The sequence below is a fragment of the Micrococcus lylae genome (assembly GCF_900163825.1).
Classification (GTDB): domain Bacteria; phylum Actinomycetota; class Actinomycetes; order Actinomycetales; family Micrococcaceae; genus Micrococcus; species Micrococcus lylae.
Window position 1 is genome coordinate 1 of sequence record NZ_FUKP01000007.1, and the last position, 24,051, is coordinate 24,051.

Annotated in this window: 22 protein-coding genes; 9 read left to right on the forward strand and 13 right to left on the reverse strand. The window is 71.6% G+C overall.

All coding sequences use genetic code 11. The features are described 5' to 3' along the window. On the reverse strand, window positions 1-570 hold a 570-nt coding region (locus tag FM125_RS00880; RefSeq protein ID WP_143745160.1), incomplete at its 3' end, for a helix-turn-helix domain-containing protein. Window positions 571-913: 343 nt separating this feature from the next. Between FM125_RS00880 and FM125_RS00885 the strand changes: the two genes are divergently transcribed. Next, the gene (locus FM125_RS00885) at window positions 914-2,221 is read left to right on the forward strand and encodes an ISL3 family transposase (protein WP_087133346.1); all 1,308 of its coding nucleotides are present in this window, start codon (window positions 914-916) and stop codon (window positions 2,219-2,221) included. Here FM125_RS00885 and FM125_RS00890 read toward each other — a convergent pair. From FM125_RS00890 to FM125_RS00910, 5 genes are all read right to left on the reverse strand, one after another. Next, a complete protein-coding gene (locus tag FM125_RS00890) occupies window positions 2,204-2,740 on the reverse strand; it encodes an IS3 family transposase (protein ID WP_245829681.1) in 537 nt (178 codons plus the stop codon). The two genes, FM125_RS00885 and FM125_RS00890, sit on opposite strands and share 18 nt — an antisense overlap. Before the next feature lie 148 nt (window positions 2,741-2,888). After that, window positions 2,889-3,512, reverse strand: coding sequence for a CueP family metal-binding protein (locus FM125_RS00895; RefSeq protein WP_087133348.1), 624 nt, complete (start codon window positions 3,510-3,512; stop codon window positions 2,889-2,891). A 182-nt stretch (window positions 3,513-3,694) separates the two neighbouring features. Further along, complete coding sequence (locus FM125_RS00900; RefSeq protein WP_271437975.1) at window positions 3,695-4,030, reverse strand: metal-sensitive transcriptional regulator; 336 nt, start codon at window positions 4,028-4,030, stop codon at window positions 3,695-3,697. Window positions 4,031-4,041: 11 nt separating this feature from the next. Beyond that, window positions 4,042-6,177, reverse strand: a complete 2,136-nt coding sequence (locus FM125_RS00905) for a heavy metal translocating P-type ATPase (protein ID WP_143745161.1) — start codon at window positions 6,175-6,177, stop codon at window positions 4,042-4,044. A gap of 89 nt (window positions 6,178-6,266) precedes the next feature. Continuing rightward, window positions 6,267-6,863: a YdhK family protein gene (locus FM125_RS00910; RefSeq protein WP_070639123.1), complete on the reverse strand. Its 597-nt coding sequence runs from the start codon at window positions 6,861-6,863 to the stop codon at window positions 6,267-6,269. A 266-nt stretch (window positions 6,864-7,129) separates the two neighbouring features. On the opposite strand from FM125_RS00910, the gene dxs reads away from it, so the two are divergent. Genes dxs through FM125_RS00930 form a run of 4 tightly spaced genes read left to right on the forward strand, consistent with a single transcriptional unit; the run spans window position 7,130 to window position 11,117 of the window. After that, complete coding sequence (gene dxs, locus FM125_RS00915; protein WP_143745163.1) at window positions 7,130-9,235, forward strand: 1-deoxy-D-xylulose-5-phosphate synthase; 2,106 nt, start codon at window positions 7,130-7,132, stop codon at window positions 9,233-9,235. Then, window positions 9,232-9,771 (forward strand): hypothetical protein, encoded by a 540-nt coding sequence (locus FM125_RS00920; RefSeq protein WP_087133349.1) that lies wholly within the window; start codon window positions 9,232-9,234, stop codon window positions 9,769-9,771. Before dxs ends, FM125_RS00920 begins: the two co-directional genes overlap by 4 nt. Window positions 9,772-9,774: 3 nt before the next feature. Next, window positions 9,775-10,749, forward strand: coding sequence for an aldo/keto reductase (locus tag FM125_RS00925; protein ID WP_067191173.1), 975 nt, complete (start codon window positions 9,775-9,777; stop codon window positions 10,747-10,749). A 5-nt stretch (window positions 10,750-10,754) separates the two neighbouring features. Next, the gene (locus FM125_RS00930) at window positions 10,755-11,117 is read left to right on the forward strand and encodes a PLD nuclease N-terminal domain-containing protein (RefSeq protein WP_087133350.1); all 363 of its coding nucleotides are present in this window, start codon (window positions 10,755-10,757) and stop codon (window positions 11,115-11,117) included. A gap of 262 nt (window positions 11,118-11,379) precedes the next feature. On the opposite strand, the gene FM125_RS00935 is transcribed toward FM125_RS00930, so the two are convergent. Further along, on the reverse strand, window positions 11,380-11,865 hold the full coding sequence (locus FM125_RS00935; protein WP_087133351.1) for a QcrA and Rieske domain-containing protein: 486 nt from the start codon (window positions 11,863-11,865) through the stop codon (window positions 11,380-11,382). 58 nt (window positions 11,866-11,923) lie between these two features. Between FM125_RS00935 and FM125_RS00940 the strand changes: the two genes are divergently transcribed. Further along, window positions 11,924-12,589, forward strand: coding sequence for a hypothetical protein (locus FM125_RS00940; protein WP_143745165.1), 666 nt, complete (start codon window positions 11,924-11,926; stop codon window positions 12,587-12,589). Between the two features lie 121 nt (window positions 12,590-12,710). Here FM125_RS00940 and FM125_RS00945 read toward each other — a convergent pair whose 3' ends face one another. The 5 genes from FM125_RS00945 to msrB form a co-directional block, all read right to left on the reverse strand. Continuing rightward, window positions 12,711-14,876 (reverse strand): 3-hydroxyacyl-CoA dehydrogenase NAD-binding domain-containing protein, encoded by a 2,166-nt coding sequence (locus tag FM125_RS00945; RefSeq protein ID WP_087133353.1) that lies wholly within the window; start codon window positions 14,874-14,876, stop codon window positions 12,711-12,713. Between the two features lie 125 nt (window positions 14,877-15,001). After that, window positions 15,002-16,294: an HRDC domain-containing protein gene (locus FM125_RS00950; protein ID WP_087133354.1), complete on the reverse strand. Its 1,293-nt coding sequence runs from the start codon at window positions 16,292-16,294 to the stop codon at window positions 15,002-15,004. Further along, window positions 16,291-16,914 (reverse strand): DUF3000 domain-containing protein, encoded by a 624-nt coding sequence (locus tag FM125_RS00955; protein ID WP_087133355.1) that lies wholly within the window; start codon window positions 16,912-16,914, stop codon window positions 16,291-16,293. Before FM125_RS00955 ends, FM125_RS00950 begins: the two co-directional genes overlap by 4 nt. 136 nt (window positions 16,915-17,050) lie before the next feature. After that, window positions 17,051-18,163: a threonine aldolase family protein gene (locus tag FM125_RS00960; protein WP_087133356.1), complete on the reverse strand. Its 1,113-nt coding sequence runs from the start codon at window positions 18,161-18,163 to the stop codon at window positions 17,051-17,053. A 2-nt stretch (window positions 18,164-18,165) separates the two neighbouring features. After that, window positions 18,166-18,609, reverse strand: a complete 444-nt coding sequence (gene msrB / locus FM125_RS00965; protein ID WP_067189431.1) for a peptide-methionine (R)-S-oxide reductase MsrB — start codon at window positions 18,607-18,609, stop codon at window positions 18,166-18,168. A gap of 100 nt (window positions 18,610-18,709) precedes the next feature. On the opposite strand from msrB, the gene FM125_RS00970 reads away from it, so the two are divergent. Continuing rightward, entirely contained in the window at window positions 18,710-20,086 is a 1,377-nt protein-coding gene (locus FM125_RS00970) for an alpha/beta hydrolase family protein (protein ID WP_245829682.1), read from the forward strand. Between the two features lie 106 nt (window positions 20,087-20,192). Here FM125_RS00970 and FM125_RS00975 read toward each other — a convergent pair whose 3' ends face one another. Further along, complete coding sequence (locus FM125_RS00975; RefSeq protein ID WP_245829683.1) at window positions 20,193-22,259, reverse strand: M3 family metallopeptidase; 2,067 nt, start codon at window positions 22,257-22,259, stop codon at window positions 20,193-20,195. Between the two features lie 179 nt (window positions 22,260-22,438). On the opposite strand from FM125_RS00975, the gene FM125_RS00980 reads away from it, so the two are divergent. After that, window positions 22,439-23,203 (forward strand): YebC/PmpR family DNA-binding transcriptional regulator, encoded by a 765-nt coding sequence (locus FM125_RS00980; protein WP_067189435.1) that lies wholly within the window; start codon window positions 22,439-22,441, stop codon window positions 23,201-23,203. 5 nt (window positions 23,204-23,208) lie between these two features. Beyond that, window positions 23,209-23,907 (forward strand): crossover junction endodeoxyribonuclease RuvC, encoded by a 699-nt coding sequence (ruvC, locus tag FM125_RS00985; protein ID WP_087133389.1) that lies wholly within the window; start codon window positions 23,209-23,211, stop codon window positions 23,905-23,907. Window positions 23,908-24,051 lie beyond the last annotated feature (144 nt).

Sequence of the window (24,051 nt, forward strand, 5' to 3'; positions counted from 1 at the left end):
CGAGTGCAGGTACGTGTACCCGACCCGCCGGCCTGCACCACGCTTGGAAGCACGGCCTGCTTCACTGTCACGTCCGTGGGTGCGCCAGCCGCCCCCTTCAGGGATGCGGCCGATCTTCTTCACATCCAGGTGCACCATGTGCCCCGGCCCTCTCGCGGTGATCTTCTGGGGTCGTTGGCGCAGGTCTTCTCCGGCCGGGGTCAGGTCCCGTAGGCGGGAGATCCCGAGCCGGTGCAGCCACCGTCCCACGGTACGAAGACACACCCGGTGGCCTTCGGAGGCGAGGTGGTGATGGATGCGCCGTGCGGACCACTTGCGCTCCCGCCGCAGGGCGTGGATCTGGGCGACCAGGACCGGATCGAGCTGGGCAGGTGAACGGTGCGGCCGGCTGGACCGGTCCTGAAGTCCTGCCTCGCCCTGAGCCTTGTAGCGGGCCACCCAGGTGGCCACCGTGGGCCGGCTCACCCGGAACTCGGCTGCCACGTGTGCCTGCGGGATCCGGTCGTTCAGGTGGCGGTGGACCATCCTGAGACGGCCAGTGGGGGTCAGGGGTGCGTTAGCGTGAGTCATGAGCGGGTCTCTTCTGGCAGGTGGGTTGTTGAGGAACTTCCATCCTGCGGGAGAGGCCCACTCGTCTCATCTCAGCCCGTACCCCGTGGCAAGAACCTCATGACCCACAACATCTAGTCGCTGGCCACAATCTGCGCATGAAGCCACATGCCCCCGTCTCGCGGTTCTCCGGGAGGTGCGGGGCATGTCGCTTCTTGCGCACCGAAGCCCTGAGGATGCTGGTGTCAATGAGGCTCTTCACGAACGAGGGTGTAGTCGGTTGAGCGCGTCAGTGGCCGGGTAGGGGTCGAGGTCTCCCGGATGATGGAAGTTCTTCACGCTCGCCATCCCGAAAGACCTCGACGTGCTCTACCCTACTTTCGCGACCCCTGACCTGACCACGTTCTGCCGCCTCGACGAGCTCGGCCTCGTCGCCGTCGGCCAGCTGATCGAGCCGGATCGGGCCACGATCGAATGCCGCGTCGTCGAGGACGACCCGTGGTGTCGGATGTGCGGTGCCGAGGGCGTGCCGCGGGACACGGTCACGCGTCGACTGGCGCACGAGCCGTTCGGGCACCGGCCGACGACCCTGCTGGTGCGGGTGCGCCGGTACCGGTGCGGACACTGCCGGCGCACGTGGCGGCAGGACATGACGCGGGCAGCGGCGCCGCGTGCGAAGATCTCCCGCGGCGGCCTGGAGTGGGCGCTGCGGGGCATCGTCATCGACCACCTCACCGTCACCCGCGTCGCCGCAGGTCTCGGGGTGTCCTGGAGTGCGGCGAACGCCGCCGTCCTCGCGGAAGGCAAGCGGCGCCTGATCGACGACCCCGCCCGGTTCGACGGGGTCACCACGATCGGTGTCGACGAGCACGTCTGGCGACACACGAGGCTGGGCGACAAGTACGTCACCGTGATCATCGACCTCTCGCCCGCGAGGAACAAGACCGGGCCGGCGAGGCTGCTGGACATGGTCGAGGGCCGCTCCAAGGCGGTGTTCAAGCAGTGGCTCGCCGCCCGCCCTGCGGACTGGGCGAAGCGGATCGAGGTGGTCGCGATGGACGGTTTCGCCGGGTTCAAGACCGCTGCCGCCGAGGAACTCCCCGACGCCGTCCCCGTCATGGACCCGTTCCACGTGGTCCGCCTCGCCGGCGACGCGCTGGATGTCTGCCGGCGTCGGGTCCAGCAAGACACCACCGGTCACCGCGGGCTCAAGGGCGACCCGCTCTACAAAGCCCGCCGCACCCTGCACACCGGGGCGAGCCTGCTCACCGACCGGCAGCGGGCACGCCTGGACGCAGTGTTCGCGAGCGAGGAGCACGTCGAGGTCGATGCGACCTGGGGCATCTACCAGCGCGTCGTCGCGGCCTACCGGGAGCCCGACAAGAAGAAAGCGAAGGCGATGATGCAGGAGGTGGTCGCTGCGATCAGCAGCGGCGTTCCCGCGGCGCTCGTCGAGGTCCGCAAACTCGGCCGGACCATGAAGCAGCGGGCGGGCGACATCCTCGCGTTCTTCGACCGCCCCGGCACCAGCAACGGCCCGACCGAGGCCATCAACGGGCGACTCGAACACCTCCGCGGCTCCGCCCTCGGCTTCCGCAACCTCACCCACTACATCGCTCGGTCGCTGCTCGAAGCCGGAGGGTTCAGACCCGCGCTACACCCTCGTTCGTGAAGAGCCGAATACATCCGTGACGAACACGACGTAGCAGAACCCGGCCAGGATCCTGACGTCGGTGATGTCAGCGACCCACAACTGGTGAGGACGTTCGGCGGCGAAGCGCCGTCCGACGACGTCTGGGCGGGTATCCGGCTCCCTCGCGGGGCGCGTGGTGATCGGCCTGTGGCCCCGCCGCACGGCCTGAAGGCCGGCGGCCCGCATGAGGCGCGCGACGTGGTCCCGGCCGATCTGCCAGCCGGTACAGGCCATGGCGTGGTGCCTCTTCCGCACCCCGTAGATGCTGTAGTTCTCCGCGTGGATCCGCTTGAGCTCCTCGAGCTCCGCTGTGAAAAAAGCCAAGGCCTTGCGCAGGATCTCCTTGGCACGACGCAGTTCGAGGTTCTCCCGGCGCAGCCGGCGCATCTCCTCTGACTCATCGGTGCCCACACCGGGGGCCTCGTCGCGATCGATGCGGGCTTGCTTCCACCAGTTCCGCAGTGTGTGGGGTGAGATCCCGCCGAGGGCCTCAGCCACGTCGGTGCAGGCGACGCGGCCGGAGCACTGCTCGGCCTGGATCCTCATCCTCGATGAGCTCCAGGGCGCGGGTCTTGAACTCGGGGGTGAACTTCTTGGGCATACTCCGATTCTCCTTACTGAGACTCGGAACCAAACCCAGGGTGCTTCACACTAGCTGAAGACCGGTCAAGCAGGTGGGGTCGTCGGGGTGGGTCGAGATGGCCTTTTTCGCGGTGCGGCCTTCAGCTGAGACAGTGAGAGTAGCGTCAATTCCACGCGGCAGCCAGACCCCGACGAATCCGTTGTCGTACGTCGTCAGCGCTTCATCGAAGATGGTTTCCCCGGACGTCGCCTCGACCACGGTGACGTGGACGTCAGTATTGGCGAGCTCGCCGCGGCAAGTCGTGAGGCTGTGGAAGTAGCATTCGTGAGTCTGGCTGCGATACGGGGCGATAGAGACGTAGAACTCGTCTTCTGGCATCGGCACGGTGGTCTGATTGTTCTGATCGTCGGTCAGTACAAGCTGGTCGGGTTCAATCGACGCGAAGAATTCAGACGAGCGATCTGTCACCTTCGTTGAGTCGAGGCGCTTGATGATCTCGCGAGCATTCAATCCGTCTAGATTGTGATCGACCACCAGTGAGTGATCGGATCCTGCATCAGCAGTCGGTCCCGCATCAGCACAGCCGCTGAGCAGGAGGACGGCGCTGGTCGCCAGACCGGTAAAGGCCGCGCAGATCCTCAGGCGGCTCCTGGAGGACTGGATCGGAGCAACAATGGCAAGTGGCATGCCCAACTCTTTTCTCAGGTGAACGTGTTCATGTCGTCAGGTTAGACAGAAGGCATCCCGAGTTCGCCGGTGCCAAGGGCGCGACTACGTGCAAAGCATGCCTGCCCGGAGACATCAAGAGCCTTGTCCTGATCCGGGGTCCACCGGTCCGAGGCACCCTGTGTTGACGAAATCGGATGGTGTCAGGAGCGCACGAGGCGATTGATGGCGTCGGTGGCCTCTTGGATCTTGGCGATGGCCGCGTCTTCATCGCCTTTCTTGGCGGCGTCGAGCACGCAGTGCTTGAGGTGGTCATCGAGAAGACCGGTCGCCACTCCTTGCAGGGCGCGGGTGAGGGCCGAAACCTGGGTGAGGATGTCGATGCAGTACTTTTCGTCGTCGATCATCTTCGTGATGCCGCGGGCTTGGCCTTCGATACGCTTCATGCGGTTGCGGTAGCGGTCCTTGTCACTGATGTAGCCGTGCCGATGGGCTCCGGTGTCGGTACCGGTCTCATCGGCTGCAGTTTCAGTGGTCACGGGTGTGTCCTTCACTTCTGGTGCTCCAGGACGGAGCGGGTGCTGGCAGCTGGGGCGAGGTCGATGCGACGCAGCAGCTGGGCGTTGAGCGCGACGACGACGGTGGAGGTCGACATCAGGATCGCACCTACTGACATCGGCATGACGAAGCCGACGGGCGCGAGCACGCCAGCCGCGAGCGGCACAGAGATCAAGTTGTACCCTGCAGCCCACCACAGGTTTTGCCTCATCTTACGGTATGCGGCACGGGAGAGCTGGATCACCGAGAGCACGCTACGCGGGTCGGAGCTGGCGAGGATGACACCTGCGGAGGCGATGGCGACGTCGGTGCCGGCCCCGATGGCGATGCCGACGTCAGCCTGGGCCAGGGCAGGGGCGTCGTTGACGCCGTCGCCGACCATGGCGACCTTCTTGCCCTCCTTCTGCAGCTGGTCGACCTTGGCGGATTTGTCCTCGGGGCGGACGCCGGCGAAGATCCGGTCGATGCCGAGCTCTCTTCCCACCTCGTTCGCCACGGCTTCAGCGTCGCCGGTGATCATGACGACCTCGACGCCGAGCTGATGGAGCGCATCGACGGCGTCGCGGGACTCTGGGCGAACCTCGTCGGCGAGCTTGAGACCGCCGATGACCTCGCCGTCGCGGAGGACGTGCAGGATGATCGCACCCTCTGCCCGCCATTCGTCGGCGAGACCGATCTCGTCCTGGCCGGTCTCCTCGAGCAGACGGGGTCCGCCGACGCGGATCTCATGGTCGGCCACCGTCGCGGTGACGCCGACCGCCGGGGAGGAGGTGAACCCGCTGGCCGGTTCGACGGTGAGGCCCTTCTCCTTGGCGGCGGTGACGATGGACCGGGCGAGGGGGTGCTCACTGTCGGCCTCGGCGGAGGCGGCCAGGGCGAGGAGCTGTTCGGCATTCAGGCCGCCGGTCGGCTCCACGCCGGTGACGGTGGGCTCGCCCTTGGTCAGGGTGCCGGTCTTGTCGAAGAGCACCGCGTCGACCTGGCGCATGGACTCCAGTGCGAGGCGGTCCTTGATCAGGACGCCGCCGCGGGCGGCGCGCTCGGTGGCGATGGACACGACCAGAGGGATCGCCAGACCCAGCGCATGGGGGCAGGCGATGACGAGGACAGTGATGGTGCGAACGACCGCGTCGTCGGGGAGCCCGAAGAGCGTCCAGACGACGGCGGTGATCAGCGCAGCTCCGAGGGCGAACCAGAACAGCAGGGCCGCAGCCCGGTCGGCGATGCGCTGGGCACGGGAGGATGAGCCCTGCGCCTCGGCGACGAGCCTGTTGATGCCCGCCAGAGCCGTGTCGTCGCCGGTGGCGGTGATCTCTACGCGCAGGCCGGAGTCGGTGGCCACGGTGCCGGCGGTGACGTTCTCGCCCTCGCCGCGGGCGACGGGGTGTGATTCGCCGGTGATCATGGACTCGTCCATGTCGGCGCGGCCGTCGACGATGGTGCCGTCGGCGGGGACGCTGCCGCCGGGCCGGACGATGACGACGTCGCCGACGCGCAGCTCTGCCGGGTCGACCTTGACGACGTCGTCTCCCTCTATACGCTCAGCCTCGTCAGGGAGCAGCGCGGCGAGGGAGTCCAACGCCGAGGTGGTCTGTGCCAGTGAGCGCATCTCGATCCAGTGGCCCAGCAGCATGATGACGATCAGCAGCGCCAACTCCCACCAGAACTCGAGCTCGGGGTGGACGAGACCGACAGTGGCGGCCCAGGAGGCGAGGAACGCTACGGTGATGCCGAGCGCGATGAGCAGCATCATCCCCGGCTGGCGGCTTTTCAGCTCGCTGACAGCACCGGTGAGGAACGGGGTGCCGCCCCAGGCGTACATGACGGAGCCGAGGACTGCGGCGACCCAGCCCGCCCAGCTGGGGACCGAGTAGCCCAGGAGCATGGCGAACATGGGGGAGAACGCGACCACCGGGATGGCGATGATCAGGTTGATCCAGAACAGCCGCCGGAACTGGCCGACGTGGTCGCCGTGGCCCGCGTGACCACCGCCGTGATGACCGTGCCCGGCGTGGTCACCGTGTTCCATGGTGTGGTCTTCGTTCTCGGCGCGCGAGTCGTCACGGTGGCCGGACTCGGTGGTCGCGACGCCGGCGTGGTCATGGTGATGCGTGGTCGGGTCCGTCATGCTCTTCGCTTCCCTTCGTGATTCCCCGATCTTTCCTTCGATCGGGTCGTATTTCGCCGCGGACCTTCAGCGCGCCCGCCGCGATCGGCTCAGGAGGCCGGCTTGAGCTCGCTCTCGACGACCCACTTGTGGTTGGTCATCGTCATGCCGTCGGACTCGTAATCGACCATGTAGACGGTCTCCTCGGTGGAGGAGGCGATGGTCGCCTTCGCGCCCTTCATGCCTTCCATGTGTTCGGCCTCGAGAGTGACCTCGGTGCCGTCGGCCAGACGTTCATCTCCGGCGTCCTTGATCTCCTGCTGGACGACCCACTTGTGATCCTTGACCGGCTCCCCGCCTGCGGACGGCGTGAAGTCCACCGCATAGGTGTACGTGTCGTACGCGCCGGCGATCGTCGCGTTCGCACCGTCCATGCCCTCCATATGGTCGGCGGTGAGCGTGACCTCGGTGCCGACCGGGTATGTGGGTGACGCGGCCGTCTCGATGCCCTCGGGGGCGGGGCCGCCGTCCATCGGATGCTCCATCCCGCCGCTGTCAGAGCTACTGCCGCTGCTTCCGTGGCCCTCGTGCTGGCTGGTCGACGAGGGGGTCGCTTGGTCCTGGTCTCCGTCGGTGCTGCAGCCGGTGAGCACGAGCGCTCCTCCGAGCACTCCTGCGGCGACGGTGGTCATGAGGTGCTTGCGCATGAAGTCTCCTGTTCGTTCTGGTCCAGTCAACGCTATACCCCCCCAGGGTATCAAGTGAATGTCGATCGGCGGGCGTGGAATCGCCCGGCCAAGATCCCATCGACCCGGGGTGGCAGCGCTGAGGCTGCGATGGAGAACATCGGCTCGGCTGCTCTGGTCGCAGATGGAATCGAGGCCCGAACGGACGGGCTCACCTCGCTCGCCGTCGTGACGGGATCGGTTGCGTCCCGCCCGGATGCGCACCTGCGGAGTACGCTGGACGGACCATGGAACATCTGCCCCCCACGAGACCCGGCGCCCCACTGCTGCCGCAGATCGCCTGCCCGGCGGACCTGTCGGCCCTCACAGAGGACCAGTTGGCCGCGCTGGCGGAGGAGATCCGCCAGTTCCTCATCACCCACGTGTCCCAGACCGGCGGGCACCTCGGCCCGAACCTGGGCGTGGTCGAGATGACGATGGCCATCCACCGCGTGTTCGACTCGCCGCGGGACGCGGTCGTGTTCGACACGGGCCACCAGTCCTACGTGCACAAGCTGCTCACCGGTCGCCAGGACTTCTCCCGGCTGCGCCAGGAGGGAGGCCTCACCGGCTACGGCGATCGGGCCGAGTCCGAGCATGACGTGGTGGAGTCCTCGCACGCCTCGTCCTCGCTGTCCTGGGCGGACGGCATCTCCCGCGCCTGGAAGCTGACCGGGCAGGGCGACCGCACGGTCGTCGCGGTGATCGGCGACGGCGCTCTCACCGGCGGCATGGCCTGGGAGGCGGTGAACAACATCGCCGCGGACAAGGACCGCCGCGTGGTGATCGTGGTCAACGACAACGGCCGCTCCTATGCCCCGACCGTCGGCGGCATCGCCAACCACCTCACCGGCCTGCGCCGCAGCGTGCTGGACAAGGTCCGCACGCACCGCCGCTACGAGCAGACCCTGGACTCGATGAAGGGCCGGCTGAAGTCGGCCGGCGCCCCGGGCGACGTGGTCTACCGCGGCCTGCACGCGGCGAAGAAGGGCCTGAAGGACCTGTGGGCCCCGCAGGGCCTGTTCGAGGACCTCGGCGTGAAGTACATCGGCCCGGTGGACGGCCACGACCTCCAGGAGATGGAGGATGCCCTCCGGGACGCGAACGCCTACGGCGGCCCGGTGCTCGTGCACGCCATGACGGAGAAGGGCCACGGCTACGCCCCGGCGCTGGCCCACATGGACGACCAGTTCCACGCCGTCGGTCAGATCGACCCGGTCACCGGCGAGGCGCTCGGTGCCGCGTCGGCGCCGTCCTGGACCTCGGTGTTCGGGGAGGAGATGGTCGCCCTGGCCGAGGAGCGGAAGGACATCGTCGGCATCACCGCGGCGATGCAGAACCCGGTGGGCCTCGGCCCGATGGCGGCCCGCTTCCCGGAGCGCGTGTTCGACGTCGGCATCGCCGAGCAGCATGCCACCACATCGGCCGCCGGCATGGCGTTCGGCGGCCTGCACCCGGTGGTCGCCATCTACGCGACCTTCCTGAACCGCGCCTATGACCAGATGCTCATGGACGTGGGCCTGCACCGCGCCGGCGTGACGTTCGTGCTGGACCGCGCGGGCGTCACCGGCCCGGACGGCCCCAGCCACCACGGCATGTGGGACATGGCCCTGCTGCAGTCCGTCCCGGGCCTGCGCATGGCCGCCCCGCGCGACGCCGACCGCCTCCGTGAGGAGCTGCGCGAGGCCGTGGCCGTCGAGGACGCGCCCACCGTGGTGCGCTTCGCCAAGGGGTCCGTGGGCGAGCCGGTCGAGGCCGTGGAGCGCCTGGCCGACGGCACCGACGTGCTGGCCCGCCTGGGCGAGGCCTCGGACGTGCCCGGCGCCGAGCGCGACGTGCTGATCGTGGCCGTCGGCTCCTTCGCCGAGCTCGGCCTGGACGTGGCCCGCCGGCTGTCCCAGCAGGGCATCTCCGCCACCGTGGTGGACCCGCGCTGGGTGCTGCCGGTGGCCGACTCCGTGGTGGAGCTCGCCGCGGCGCACCGCATCGTGGTGTGCCTCGAGGACGGTGTGAAGGCAGGCGGCGTGGGTTCCCGCATCCGCCAGGTCATGCGCGCCGCAGGGGTGGACACCGCCCTGAACGAGGTCGGCCTGCCGGTGGAGTTCCTCGCGCAGGGCACCCGTGCCCAGGTCCTGGGGCGGGTGGGCCTGACCGCCCAGCAGATCACCCGGGACACCGTCGCCCAGGTGCTCGGCTCCAAGGTCCCGTATGCCCGCTCCGCGGACCCCTACACCGGCGGCCTGCCGCTGCTGGAGGGCAGTCACGACGGCGGCGCGGCCGGCTCCGGCTCGACCGCCGCCTCGGGCCAGACCTCCTCTCAGGCCGCCGACTCCACCCGGGGGAAGAAGGCATGAGCATCGTCCGCTGCTACCGCGATACGACCGCCGAGGACGGCTCGCGCCTGTTCGAGTACCGCGAGGCCTGGTGCGTCCCGGGTTCCGGCGAGGTCGTGGTCCACCACGGCAGGGTCGGTCAGCCCGGCACCGTGAACGAGGAGGCGGTCGCCGACGACGCCGCCGGCGAGGAGCTGCTCGAGGCCTTCGCCGCCCAGTGCGCCGAGGACGGCTTCGCCGAGCTCGACGAGTCCGCCCTCACGGACCTGGTGGTGGCCTACCGCCTGCGCGGACGCGCCGCCACGGACATCGAGCGCCGTCATGGCCAGACCCTGGCCGGGGAGATCACCCACCGGCTCGCCTGGCGCGGACTGGGCGAGGTCGTGGACGTCGCGGAGGCCGAGGGCCGTCTCGAGCTGCGCGTGCGCACCCCGCACGCCGGCCGGGCCGCGAAGGAGATCCCGTTCGCCGCCAAGGGCGCACACGGGGTCCAGCCGAACAAGATCGAGGTCCTCCAGGACCGCACGGCGTCCGCAGACGCCGGAAAGGACGCCTGAGCCATGCAGACCCGTCGAGTGGGCAACTCCGGCCTGACCGTCTCCGTGATCGGACTGGGGTGCAACAACCTCGGCCGCGCCGGCACCGCCACCGAGTCCCAGGCCGGGACCGATGCCGTGGTGCGGGCCGCGATCGACCACGGCATCACCTTCTTCGACGTCGCGGACATGTATGGGGCCACCCCGGGGCTGTCCGAGGAGCGCCTCGGCAAGGCGCTCGGCGCGGACCGCGACAAGATCGTGCTGGGCACGAAGTTCGGCATGGACATGGACGGCGCCAACGGCCCGGACTTCGGCGCCCGCGGCTCCCGCGCGTACATCGTGCGCGCGGTGGAGGCCTCCCTGCGCCGCCTCGGCACGGACTGGATCGACCTCTACCAGTTCCACACCCCGGACCCCCAGACGCCGATCGACGAGACCCTGGCCGCCCTGGACGACCTCGTCCGGGCCGGAAAGGTCCGCTACATCGGCCACTCCAACCGCTGCGGCTGGCAGATCGCGCAGGCCGAGTACGTGGCCCGCGAGCTCGGCACCGAGCGGTTCGTCTCTGCGCAGAACCACTACAACCTGCTGGACCGCCGCGCCGAGCAGGAGGTCGTCCCGGCCGCCGAGGAGTTCGGCCTCGGCGTGTTCCCGTACTTCCCCCTGGCCAACGGCCTGCTCACCGGCAAGTACTCGGACGGGCGTGCTCCGGCCGGCTCGCGCCTGTCCCACGTGCGCCAGAACCTCGTGGAGGACGCCGACCGCGAGCAGCTCGCGGCGTTCGGCGCCTTCGCGCGGGAGCGCGACCTCACCGAGGTGCAGGTCGCCCTCGGCTGGCTCGCCGCGCAGGGGCCGGTGGCCTCGGTGATCGCCGGCGCGACCCGCCCGGAGCAGATCGGGCAGAACGTCCGTGCCGCCGACTGGGAGCCCACCCAGGAGGACCTCGCCGCGCTGGACGAGATCTTCCCGGCGGTGCCCCGGGTCGCCCTGTTCTGAGCGCTGTGGCCCTGCTGTCCGTGCTGTCCTCGCCACAGACCTGGTGGTGGACGGCGTCGATCGTGGTCGGCGTGCTCTTCCTCGTCGGCCTGGTGACCCTGTCCCGCTCGCCCTTGGACGAGCGCCGTCGTGTGCCCTGGGTGCTGGCAATCGTCTGCCTGCCGGGCCTCGGCTCGCTGGCGTGGCTGTGGTGGCGGTACCGCCACTATCCGGCCCGCCGCGCCGAACAGCCCGACTGGGACCCGAACTCGAACGCCGCCCCGCTGCTCCCGCCGGCCCGCTCGCCGAAGGTCGCCGCCCCGCGCCGGTACGGCGCCGGCCCAGACCCCTCGGTCCCCGGCTCCCGCCGCGACGGCGCCCCGGAGTGAGGCACTTTCGTTCGGGAAACAGTCGCGTCCCGGGACACTTTCGTTCGGGAAACAGTCGCGTCCCGGCGCACTGTCGTTCGGGAAACGGTCGAGTGGCCGGGCCCGCGCCACGGAACCCGTCCCTCCGCCTGTCGGTGCCGGTCGTTCCGTCACACCTGGCATCGGCTCGCCCCGTGCCGACCCGAGCGCCTGGCCACAGGCCGACGGCCGCCCACCTCACCAGGTGGGCGGCCGTCGTCGTGGAGCCGGTGGTGGGGGTAGGTCAGAGCTTGACCAGGATCTTCTCTCCGTCCACGCGCGCCTGGAAGTCGGTGAGCGGCTTCTTCGCAGGCCCGCCGTAGGGCTTGCCGGTCACCGGGTCGAAGTGGGAGCCGTGGCACGGGCAGCCGTAGGTGGTCTGGCCGTCGCGCTCGGTGATCTCCACGGCGCAGCCCTGGTGGGTGCAGACGTTGGAGTATGCGGTGACGTTGTCCTCGTCCTCGCGGTGCAGCAGCAGGGTGCGGCCGTCCACGTCCAGCTGCGTGGACTCGCCCACGGGCAGGTCGGCCGAGGCCATGACCTCGGTGAAGTCGCCGCCGGTGTGGTGCTTCTGCGCGGCGTTCTCCTCCTTCAGCTGCTGGGTGCAGCCGGACAGGGCCAGCGAGCCGGCGCCGGCCGCCGCGGCGGCCAGGGAACCGCGCAGGACGGCGCGACGGTTCGAGCAGGCACAGCCTTCGGTGGCGATGGGGGTGGTGTCCTCGTTGCTCATGGATCCCATTGTCCCAGGTGTCGCGAGGAGAACCCGCAGTTCTGACAGGATGGGACACGTGAGTTCCCCGAAGACCCCCGGCCTGTACCCGCTCGACCCGCTCGACGATTGGGAGGCGTTCCTGCTCGGCGGAGAGCACTGCGGCTTCCTGCACCGGCACCTGGCCGACGGCGTGCTGACCACCCGCACCGCCTTCCAGCCGACATCCGCGCAGCGCGCCGCGACCCCGTCCCTCCCGGAGCGGTTCATGGCCCAGTGCCAGGTGCACTTCGCCGCCGACGGCTCCACCTGGACCGAGCTGTCCTACGAGGACTCCGCCTCCGCCCAGCGCGTGCGCATCGAGCGCGAGCGCGCCGGCCTGGACGCGGACATCGTGCCCTCCTACGCGGACGGCCTGCTGGCCCGCACGGTGGGCGAGACCGGCGAGGCCCTGACGTACCGGCGCCTGGAGGAGGCCTCACCGCTGCAGGGCCCCGTACGGATCCTCGAGGCCGCGCTCGCCCCCACGGACGTCGAGGCGGCCCCCGGCGGCGACGGCGCCGCGGCGCACCGCATCGAGCTGCGCTCCGAGGGCCACGTGCTCGGCATCCACTGGGTGCGTGAGGGTGCACTGACCGGCTCCGACTGGGGAGCCGGCGCCATCTCCGTTCCCGTCGACTCGGACGAGGCCGCCCTCCACGGGCTGCCCGAGGACCTGGTCACCTTCGCCCGCATGCCGCGCTGAGCGTCACGGCCGACCGCGCTGAGCGTCACCGCCGACCGCGGTGCACGCCGCCGCAGACCGCGCTGAGCGGCGCGGCGACGTGCACCTGAGGGCGGACGTCCGCCGGTGAGCCGGTGCGGGCTCAGGTGGCGTGGAACCGCTGACCGTTGACGCGCTCGGAGGCGCCCACCGTGTCCAGGTACGGGGTGATGCCGCCCAGATGCATCGGCCAGCCGGCGCCGAGGATCATGCACAGGTCCACGTCCTCCGGAGCGGCCACCACGCCCTCGTCCAGGAGCAGGCCGATCTCCTCGGCCAGCGCGTCCTGCACGCGGACGAGCAGCTGCTCGGCGGTCTGCGGGTCCTCGCCCTGGCTCAGCAGTGCGGCGGTGGCCTCGGGGATGGCCTCGCCGGTCGCGCCGCCGGCCTCGGCCGGGTCCTTGACGTCCTTGGCCCAGAGGGCGGTCTTGCCGCCGTCGATGAGCGCCTGGACGTTCTTCGACACCGGGAAGCGCTCCTCGCCGAAGGCCGCCGCCAGGGACTCGGAGACGTGCTGGGCCACGGGCAGACCCACCATGGCGGCCAGGGTGAACGGCGTCATGGGCATGGCCAGAGGATCGAGCGCGTGGTCCGCGGTGAGGGCGTCGGTGCCGGCGTCGAAGGAGGCCTGGACCTCGCCCATGAGGCGCAGGAGCACGCGGTTGACCACGAAGGCGGCGGCGTCGTGCACGAGCACGCCGGTCTTGCGCAGGCGGCGGGACAGCTCGAAGGCGGTGGCCACCACGGCGTCCGTGGTCTGCTCCACGCGGACGATCTCCACCAGGGGCATCTGGGCCACCGGGTTGAAGAAGTGGAAGCCCACAAGGCGCTCGGGGTGCTCCAGCACCTCGGCCATGCCGGCCACGGACAGGGAGGAGGTGTTGGTCATGAGGATCGCGTCCTCGCGGACGATGCCCTCGAGCTCGCGGAACACGGTGCGCTTGACCTCGAGCTCCTCGAACACGGCCTCGATGACCACGTCGGCGTCCGCGTAGACGGACTTGTCCGTGGAGCCGCTGATCAGGCCGGCCAGCCCCTCGCCCTGCTCGGCGGTGAGGCGCCCGCGCTCGACCTGCTTGGACACCTGCTTCTGCACGAAGGCGAGGCCGCGCTGCACGCGCTCGTCGTCCATGTCCGTCATCACCACGGGCACCTGCAGGTGCTGGGCGAACAGCAGGGCGAGCTGACCGGCCATCAGGCCCGCACCGACCACGCCGACCTTCTTCACCGGCATCGCACGGTCCGCACCCGGATCGCCGGCCGGCTTCTTCGCCCGGCCCTGGACCAGGCCGAGGAACGCGTAGACGGTGTGGCGGAACTCGTCCGAGGCGATCAGCTCGGACAGCGCCTCGGCCTCGGCCTGCGCGGACTCGGCGCGTGTGCGGGTCCGGGCGCCCACGAACAGCTGCTCGAGGCGGCTGCGGGCCGGCAGGTCGGCGCCGGGGCGGGCGGCCTGGAGCGTCGCGAAGGCCTCGACGGCGCGGTCCCAGGCGGCGTCCGAGGTGTCCCGGTCGCGGTGGGCGGCCAGCTCGGCGGCCACGGCCTCGTCACCGGTGACCAGGGCGCCCGCCAGTTCGAGGCCGGCCTCCATCAGGTCGCCGTCGACGATGCGGTCCATCAGGCCCAGCTCGTGGGCCTCGGCAGCCTTGAGCAGACGGTTGTTGTCCAGCGGATTCTTGAGGACCACCTGCACGGCGGCCTCGGGGCCGATCAGGTGCGGGACGCGCCAGACGCCAGACCAGCCGGGGATCAGCCCGAGGCGCACCTCGGGCAGGCCGAATCCCTTGGCATCGGCGGCCACGATGCGATGGTCCGCGGCGAGAGCCAGCTCCAGGCCGCCGCCGAGGGCGAGGCCGTTGACCAGGGCGACGGTCGGGGCCGGGAACGCGCTGATGCGGTCGTAGACGGCATGGCCGAGCAGCGCAAGGTCGGCGCCTCGGGAGGTGTCCTCGAAGGAGGCCACCAGGGACAGGTCGGCGCCGGCGGCGAAGGTGCCCTCCACGCCGGTGTAGGCCAGCGCCTGGATCTCACCGGCCTCGGCGCGGCGGGCCTGGGCCTCGACCACGCGGCCGAGCTCCAGCAGGGTGCGCGGGCCGAGGGTGGCCGGGCGGCGGGGTCCGGCGCCGTTGTCCAGGGTCAGCAGGGCGAGCGTGCCGGCGCCGCCGGGCAGCTCGTGGTCGGTCACCTCGGCGGTGGTCAGCACCTCGTCCGGCGCCATGGCGGCGAGGGACTCGAACTGCTCGAGCGGGGCGGGGGTGTGCGCGGTCATGAGGCTCCTGTTCGTCGCGAGAGAGGGAGGCGTACCGCGTCTCATGCTTCCCGACGACGGCCGCTCGCCTCTGTCCTGTCCGTCACATTACCCGTGGGTAACCTTCCGGCGCATCCGCGCCGCGCTCAGACCGGCATGGGGTTGAGGAAGGAGACCGTGAGGATCGCGGCGGTCTGCTCGACCTGCCAGGGGCGGGCGCCGAGCCCGGCGAGTGTCTCTGCTACGGACTCCGGGGTCACGACCGCCGGCGGGTCCCAGCAGATCCGACGCAGGGTGTCCGGGGTGAGCAGGTTCTCGGTGGGCATGCCGATCTCGGCGGCGTGCCGGGCGACCCAGGGCTTGGCGGTGCGCAGGCGCGCGTCGGCCTCCGGGCTGCGGTCCTTCCACAGGCGAGGCTGCGGGGGACCGTCGCCACGGCCGCGGCGGTGCACCTCCGGGGCGTCGCCGTCGGCGGCGCGGTCCCGACCGGCCTTGATCGCCGCCACCCACCGGGCCGCCTCGCGACCGGCGGCGCGGCCGTGGAAGCCCTGGGTGGCGCGCAGCTGTGGGACGGTGCGCGGCTGGGCCTTCGCCGCGGCCACGATCGCCGAGTCGGGGAGCAGGCGGCCGGGGGCGATGTCCCTGTGCCGGGCCAGGTCGTCGCGGGCCTGCCAGAGCTCGCGCAGCACGGCAAGCTGGGTGCGGCTCTTGAGCGCGTGCGCTCCGGAGGCGCGGCGCCACGGGTCCTCACGCGGTCCGGGAACGGGGGTGGTGCGGATGTGCTCGAACTCCTGCTCGGCCCACTCGCGCTTGCCCTGGGACTCGAGCAGCGCGAGCAGGGCCTCGCGCAGCTCCACCAGCAGCTCCACGTCGAGGGCGGCGTAGGTGAGCCAGGACTCGGGCAGCGGTCGGGTGGACCAGTCCGCGGCCGAGTGCTCCTTGGCCAGGGTCACGCCGAGCATGTGCTCGAGGACCGCGGCAAGGCCCACACGGGGCAGCCCGGCCAGACGGGCGGCGAGCTCGGTGTCGAAGAGCCGGTCCGGCCAGAGGCCCAGCTCGGACAGGCAGGGCAGGTCCTGCGTGGAGGCGTGCAGGATCCACTCGACGCCCTTCAGCGCCGCCACGAGCGGGGACAGGTCGTCGAACGCCTCCGGGTCGATCAGCCAGATGCCGGAGCCGGTGCGCTTGAGCTGCACGAGGAAGGCGCGCTGGCCGTAGCGGATGCCGGAGGCGCGCTCGGCGTCGACGGCCACGGGTCCGGTGCCGCCGGACAGGGCCTCCGCGCAGGCGGCGAGACCGCCGGGGGTGTCGGTCAGCAGGGGGACCCCGTCGGCCGGCTCGGTGATGAGGCGGGGCGCCTCGGAGGCGGCGGTCTGCGTCGCGGCGGGGGAGCCGCCGTCGTGCTTCTGCGACGAACGGCTGGAGGGCGTGCGGGTCATGCGTCCTTCCTGAGCACGGGCAGGGCGGTGACGCCGTCGGGCTGCGGGGGCAGGCCCGCGAACGCACAGACCATCTCGGCCCAGGCCTCCAGGTGGGCGCCCATGGCGCGGCCGCCCGGCGTCCAGGAGGCGCGCATCTCGATCTCGGTGGCGTCCGGGCGCTCGGCGAGGGTGCCGAACGACTCGGCCAGGATGCGGGTGGCGGTGCCGCCGGCGGCCGTGTAGTCCGCGTGGCGCAGCTCGAGGGAGTCCACGAGCCAGGTCCAGGCGACGGCGCCGAGCATCGGGTCTTCGGCGACGTCCAGCTCCAGGCCGGCCTTGATGTAGGTGACCACGCGGAAGGTGCCCTGCCAGAGCTCCGAGCCCTCCGGGTCATGGAGGAGGACGAAGCGGCCGGTGGCCACGGCGGGGGGGATGTCCTCCGCGTCGGACAGGGGGCGCACGTCCGCGGCCAGGGCCACCGCGTGCGGGGCCAGGCCCTGGGGCGCGGCGATCTCGCGCAGCCGGACCTCGCGGCGAGGGGAGGCGTCCCGCAGCTCGCGCAGGGCGGTCCGGAAGGCGCCGGGCAGGGCAGGGGACGCCCCGGGACGTGCTCCGTTCTGCAGTCCGACGAGGGTCATACGGAACAGCGTAGGACCGGCCGGCCCGGACACGGCGAGGGCGCGCCGGTGGCGGGCCGGACAGGCTCCGCTCAGGGCACGAGGGCGCGCCGGTGTCGGGCCGTTCGGGACCCTCGCACGCCGCGGGGGCGACGGCTCAGCCGTGCGCGGCGACGGCCTCGGCCACGGCGTCGGCGAAGTCGTCCACGTCCTGCTCCGTGGTGTCCCAGGAGGTCATCCAGCGGACCTCGTGGCGCTGCGGGTCCCAGTCGTAGAACGGGAAGCGGGCGCGCACCTGGTCCGCGGCGGCCGGGTCCAGCACCGCGAAGAGCGTGTTGGCCTCCGGACGCTGGGTGAGGACCACGCCGTCGATCTGTTCCACCCGGGCGGCCAGGCGGGCGGCCATGGCGTTGGCGTGGCCGGCCAGCCGGATGCCGAGGTCGTCCGTGAGCAGGGCGAGCAGCTGGGCGGAGAGGTAGCGGTGCTTGGAACCGAGCTGCATGGACGCCTTGCGCAGGTAGCCCAGCGCCTTCTCGGCACGCTGCGCGGCCGAGGACGCGTCCCCGCCGGGCAGGTCCGCGGCGGTGATGTGCCCGGCGGCGAGGACCGCGTCCGGGTTCAGCACCACGATCGCCTCCGCGCCGAGGCCTCCGGCCTTGGTGCCGCCGTAGGACACCACATCCACGCCGGCGTCCGTGGTGAAGGCGCGCAGCGGCACGCCGAGCGCGGCGGCGGCGTTGGAGAGGCGGGCGCCGTCCATGTAGACGGTCAGGCCGGCCTCGTGCACGGCTTCCGTAAGCGCCTTCACCTGCTCCACGGAGTAGACGGTGCCGACCTCTGTGGCCTGGGCGATCTCCACCACGGCCGGCTGCACGGCGTGGACGAATCCGTCCCGGTGCACGTGCGGAGCGATCAGCTCCGGGGTGAGCCGGCCGTCCGGGGTGGCCACGGACAGCAGGGAGGTGCGCCCGATGCGCTCGGGGGCGCCGCCCTCGTCGTGGCGGATGTGGGCACACTCGGCGGCCAGGACGGCGCCCCACGGCGGAACCATGGCCTGCAGGGCCACCACGTTGGCGCCGGTGCCGTTGAACACGGGGACGGCGAACGCCTGCTCGCCGAACTCGGCGCGGACGGCCTCGCCGAGGGCTGCGGTGACGGGATCGTCCCCGTAGGAGCGGGCGTGGCCGGAGTCGGCGGCGGCGAGGGCGGCCCAGACGTCCGGGTGGACGGGGGCGTAGTTGTCCGAGGCGAAGGCGCGCAGGCCGGTCATCGTCAGGCGGGTCCTTCCGGCTGCAGGGTCAGGGAGATCGAGTTGATGCAGTAGCGCAGGTCCGTGGGCGTGTCATAGCCCTCGCCCTCGAACACGTGGCCCAGGTGGGAGGCGCAGGCGGCGCAGCGGACCTCCACGCGGCGCATGCCGAGCGTGGTGTCCTCCCGGTACTCCACGCGGTCCTCGGCGAGCGGGGCGAAGAAGGACGGCCAGCCGCAGTGGGCGGAGAACTTCTGCTCCGAGCGGAACAGCTCGGCGCCGCAGGCGCGGCAGGCGTAGACGCCCACCGTGTTCGTGTCCCAATACTCGCCGGTGAAGGCGCGCTCGGTGCCGGCGCGGCGCAGCACGTGGAACTCCTCGGGGGACAGGCGCGCGGCCCAGTCCTCGTCGGTCAGGGTGCGGGGATCCTCCGGAGTGGATCCGGTGGTGGGGGTGGACTCGCTCATGGGCGCGACTGTACTCCGCACTGCCCCGGACACGCCGGGGACAGGTCGCGCTGTGTCACCGTGCAGACGCGGCCCAGGAGCATGCGGGACAATGGCGGACATGTTCGGAGACCTGCCGCGCCCCGCCACGTCCGCCGCCCCGCTGCGCGAGGACGTGCTGGACCGGGTGCGTCGGTCGGTGAGCCGCGGCGTCGACGCGGCCCGCACCTCCCTGGACCTGTCCAAGGCGGCCGCCCGCACCTCCGTGGACAAGTCCGTGGACGCGGCCCGCTGGTCCCCGCTGGTGGCCTCCCTCGGGCTGTCCGCCGCGTTCGTGGTGTTCGGCGCCTCCTCGACGCTTGCCTCCGTCTTCGCCAGGATCGTGGTCACCCCCGTGCGCAACCACGCCGAGGACGTGGAGGTCCTCGCCGTGATCGACGGCGACGACGGCACCCGGGTCATCCTGTCGGCGGACTCGGAGACCACGGTCCCGGGCACCTATTCGCTCACCTTCGACGGCGGCGCCTCCTGCGCGCGCATCGGCCGGATCGTCTCCTTCGACCCCCGCGACGGCACCGTGGAGCGCGAGGTGGAGCACGTGTACTCCGGCGACCTGCACGCGGCCACCCGAGGCCGCTTCACCGGCTTCGTCTACCCGACCCCGCAGGACGCCGGGTTCGACGCCGTGGACGTGGAGGTCCCGGTGGAGAACGGCACGGCCCCCGCCTGGCGTGTGGACCCGCCGGCCGCCGAGGACGGCACGCCACGGGCCGGGGACGGGATGTGGGCGATCATGGTCCACGGCCGCGGGGCCCGCCGCAACGAGGGCATCCGCGCGGTGCGCAGCGCCCAGAAGCTCGGCATGACCTCCCTGCTGGTGTCCTACCGCAACGACGGGGACGCCCCGGACGCCGAGGACGGCCGCTACGGGCTCGGCACCACGGAGTGGCACGACGTCCAGTCGGCCATCCGGTACGCCCTGGACCAGGGCGCCGAGGACGTCGTGCTGTTCGGCTGGTCCATGGGCGGGGCCGTGGCCCTGCAGTGCGTGGACCGTTCCGAGCTCGCCCACCGGGTGCGGGCCATCGTGCTCACCGGCCCCGTGGTCGACTGGATCGACGTGCTCAAGTACCAGGCCGGGCTCAAACGCATCCCGGAGGCCGTCGGACTCGTCGGGCGCTGGCTGCTGTCCAACCGGGCCGGGCGCCTCGTCACCGGCCTGGCCGCCCCCGTGGACCTGAAGTCCCTCAACTGGGTGGCCCGCGCCGAGCAGCTGCGCGTGCCGACCCTGATCATGCACTCCGAGGACGACGACTACGTGCCCGTCGGCCCCTCCATGGAACTGGCCGAGCGCAACCCGGACCTGGTCCGCTTCGTCCGCTTCACCCGGGCCCGTCACACCAAGGAGTGGAACGTGGACCGGCGCAAGTGGGACCACACCGCGCGCGGCTGGCTGCGCGCCGTCCTCAACGCCACCCGTCCCGGCGCCGCCCGCTGAGCAGACGCCGCCGGGGAGCCCTGGGGTGCCGGGGAGCCCTGGGGTGCCGGGGAACGCAGAGAGACGCCCGGGCGCGCCCCGGCCTGGTGAGCGGCCCCGGCCGGCATCAGGGCTGCGAGACCAGCAGACCGCGGCGGCGCAGCAGCGGCTCCAGCTCGGCGTCCCGGCCGCGGAAGGCCCGGTACGACTCCATCAGGTCCCGAGTGTTGCCACGGGACAGCAGCTCGGAGCGGAATCGCTCGCCGTTCTCCCGGGTCATGCCGCCGTTGGCGCAGAACCACTCCACGGCGTCGGCATCCAGCACCTCGGCCCAGATGTACGAGTAGTACCCGGCCGCATAGTCGTTGCCGAAGATGTGCTTGAAGCAGCCGGTGCCGTAGCGCGGGGGCACCAGAGAAGAGTCGATGCCCGCCTCGGCCAGCACCTGCTCCTGGAACGCCAGCGGGTCCGCGGTCGCCGCGTCCACGGTGTCCTCGGTGAGGGTGTGCCAGGCCATGTCCACGAGCGTCGCGCCGAGGTACTCCACCGTGCGGTAGCCCTCGCCCCACAGATCCGCGGCCTGAAGACGTTCCAGTGTGCCGGCCGGCAGCGGCTCCCCGGTCTCCACATGACGGGCGTAGACGTCCAGCAGGGACGGCTCGCGCAGCCACACCTCGTTCACCTGGGACGGGAACTCCACGGTGTCCCGCGGCACGGACGTACCGGTCAGTGAGGCGTACTGACCCTCCGCCAGCAGGCCGTGCAGCGCGTGGCCGAACTCGTGGAACAGCGTGGTCGCCTCGTCCAGCGTGAGCAGGGCAGGCCGGCCCTCCGCCGGGGCCGGCACGTTCATGGTGTTGAAGACCACCGGGCGCTCGCCGAGGGCGTCGGCGCGGTCGCGGACGGTGTGCATCCAGGCGCCGCCGGACTTGGTGGCGCGGGCGAAGAAGTCCCCCACGAACAGGCCGATCGGCTCGTCGTCCCGGCAGACCTCCCAGACGCGGATGCCCGGGCGGTACATGTGCTCGGCCAACTCCGGGCGCTCGGCGAAGGTTAGGCCGTAGAGGGCGCCAGCGGCGGCGAACACGCCGTCGGTGAGCACGCGGTCCAGTTCGAAATGCGGGCGCAGGGCGGCCGCGTCCACCGCGAACTGCTCCCTGGCGTAGGCGGCGGACAGGTGCGGCCAGTCCCAGGGGGCCAGGGCGCCGCCGTCGGGGGAGACCTGTGCGGCGTCGGCCTTCGCGTTGGCCATGGCCGGGCCGGCCATCGACGCCAGCAGCTCCTGCACCGCGGCCACGGACGGGGCGGCGCGGTCCTTGAGCGCGTGCTCGGCCCAGCACTCGGAGCCGAGCAGACGGGCCTTGCGCAGACGCAGCCGGACGATCTCCATGGCCACGGACAGGACCTCGTCCTCGCCCTCGGTGCCGCGGCCGATCGAGGCCTCGAACAGGTCGCGGCGCAGCTCGGCGTCCTCGAGCTGCGCCAGCTGCGGCTGGGAGACGAACAGGGACAGCGTGAGCAGGTGCTTGCCGGGGTGGCCGGCCTCCTCGGCGGCGCGGGCGGCGGCCTGCACGTCGTCGGCGCCGAGGCCGGCCAGGCGGGCCGGATCCTCCACCAGCACGGCGCGCTTGGCGGTGTCCGCCACGAGGCGGCGGGTGTAGCGGGCGCCCACGGTGGCCAGCGCGGTGTTGATCTGCTGCAGCTCGGCGCGGTCGGCGGCGGACAGGTGCGCCCCGGCCAGCTCGAGGCGCTGGGAGAAGAGTTCGTGCAGGCGTGCGTCCTCGCCGGTGAGGCCGGACGCGTCCACGGCGGCCACGCGCCCGGCCAGGCGCGGGTCCAGCAGCAGGGCGTCCTCGTGGGCGGCCAGCTCCGGCATGAGTTCCTCGGACAGGGCCTGGCGGGTGTCGGTGCCGTCGGCGCTGACGAGGGTGAAGAACATGGCGGCGGAGCGGCGCAGCAGGTCGCCGGTCAGCTCGAACGCGCGCACGGTGTTCTCGAAGGTCGGGGCCTCGTCCGAGGCCAGGATCGCCTCGACCTCGCCCCGCTGCGCAGCCATGCCGACGCGGACGGCCTCGGCCAGCTGTGCGTCGGAGACGGCGGCGAAGTCCGGGAGCCCGTAGGGGAGCGGAGAGGGGGAGGCGAGAGGGTGGTCGGCGGGCAGGGAGGCGCCCTGCGTCATCTGCGGAGAGTCCATGGGCGCAGTCTAGGTGTGCCCGGCCGGCCCGTCCCCTCCGGTCGCCCGCGCCGGTCGGCCCGCCGCCGGTCGCCGGGCCGCGACGTGCTCCTGTGACGCCCGCCCGCGGCCGGACCGGGCCGCGCCGCTAAGATGGTGCGCCGAGACATCCCGACGTCGCCGAACCGCGAAGGAGCATCATGGCCGGTCATTCCAAGTGGGCCACGACGAAGCACAAGAAGGCCGCGCTCGACGCCAAGCGCGCCAAGGCCTTCGCCAAGTACATCAAGGGCATCGAGGTCGCCGCCCGCGCCGGAGGTCCCGACCTGGCCGGCAACCCGGCCCTGGACCTGGCCGTCTCCAAGGCGAAGAAGAACTCCGTCCCCAACGACAACATCGACCGCGCCATCAAGCGCGGTGCCGGCCTGACCGGCGAGGTCGTGGACTACACCGAGATCATGTACGAGGTGCGCGGCCCGTCCGGCTCCGCCCTGATGGTGGAGTGCCTCACGGACAACAAGAACCGCGCCGCCTCCGACGTGCGCGTGGCCGTGACCCGCAACGGCGGCACCCTGGCCGACTCCGGCTCCGTGGCTTTCCTGTTCGCCCGCAAGGGCGTCGTCCGCCTGCCCGCCGAGGGCAACACCGAGGACGGCCTCCTCGAGGCGATCCTCGAAGGCGGTGCGGACGCCGAGGAGGTCCAGCAGGACGGCGACGTGTTCGAGATCGTCTCCGAGGCCTCCGACCTGCGCGCCGTGGCCGAGGCCCTGGACGCCGCCGGCATCGAGTACGAGTCCGACGAGGCCGAGTTCCTGCCGTCGATGAAGGTGGAGCTGGAGGACGCCAAGTCCGCCGCGACCTTCCTGAAGCTCGTGGACGCGCTCGAGGAGCTGGACGACGTGCAGAACGTCTACTCCAACGTGGACATCCCGGAGTCCGTCCTCGCCGAGCTCGACGAGGACTGATCCGACTGGCGGCACGAGTCGGCCACGGCACCCTGCGCGTCCTGGGCGTCGACCCGGGACTGACCCGCTGCGGCATCGCCGTCGTGGAGGTCGACGCACGGCGCCGCGGTCGGCTCGTCCATGTCCGGGTGTCCGGCACGCCGTCCGACGCGCCGCTCCACGAGCGACTGCTGCAGCTGGACCGGGAGGTCACCGAGGTACTCGAGCGGTACGCCCCGCAGCGGGCCGCCGTGGAGCGCATGTTCGCCAACAACAACACGCCCACCGTGCTGGGCACCGCCCAGGCCGCCGGCGTGGCCATCACCGCCGCCGCCCGCTGCGGGCTGGAGGTCGGCCTGCACACCCCGTCCGAGGTGAAGGCGGCCGTCACCGGCCACGGCAACGCGGGCAAGGAGCAGGTCACCGCGATGGTCACCCGCATCCTCGGCCTCGACGCCCCGCCGCGTCCGGCCGACGCCGCCGACGCGATCGCCCTGGCCCTCGCCCATGCCTGGCGCGGCACCGCCCTCGGCCGGGCCTCAGGGCAGACCGGCCTGGCCACCGGCTCCATGACCTCCCGCGGCGGACGGTCCCGGTTCGCGGAGGCCGCCGACTCCGCCGGGCGCCGGCCCGTCGGCGCGGGGACGTCGCTGACCAGGGCACAGCAGCAGTGGCTGGCCGCCGAGCGCTCCGGGGCGGCCACGGGCGCCGCCCGCCGCCGCTGACGCCGCCCTTTCCCGACGACGGCCGCGCACCCGGCGCGGTCCCTCGCCACGGCCTGCGGTCGGGTGCGTCCGGGCGCCGAGCCGTTCGATAGTATGTTCGAACGCCGGCGGTCCGAGGGTGTCCGTCCGGAGAAAGGACCTGTG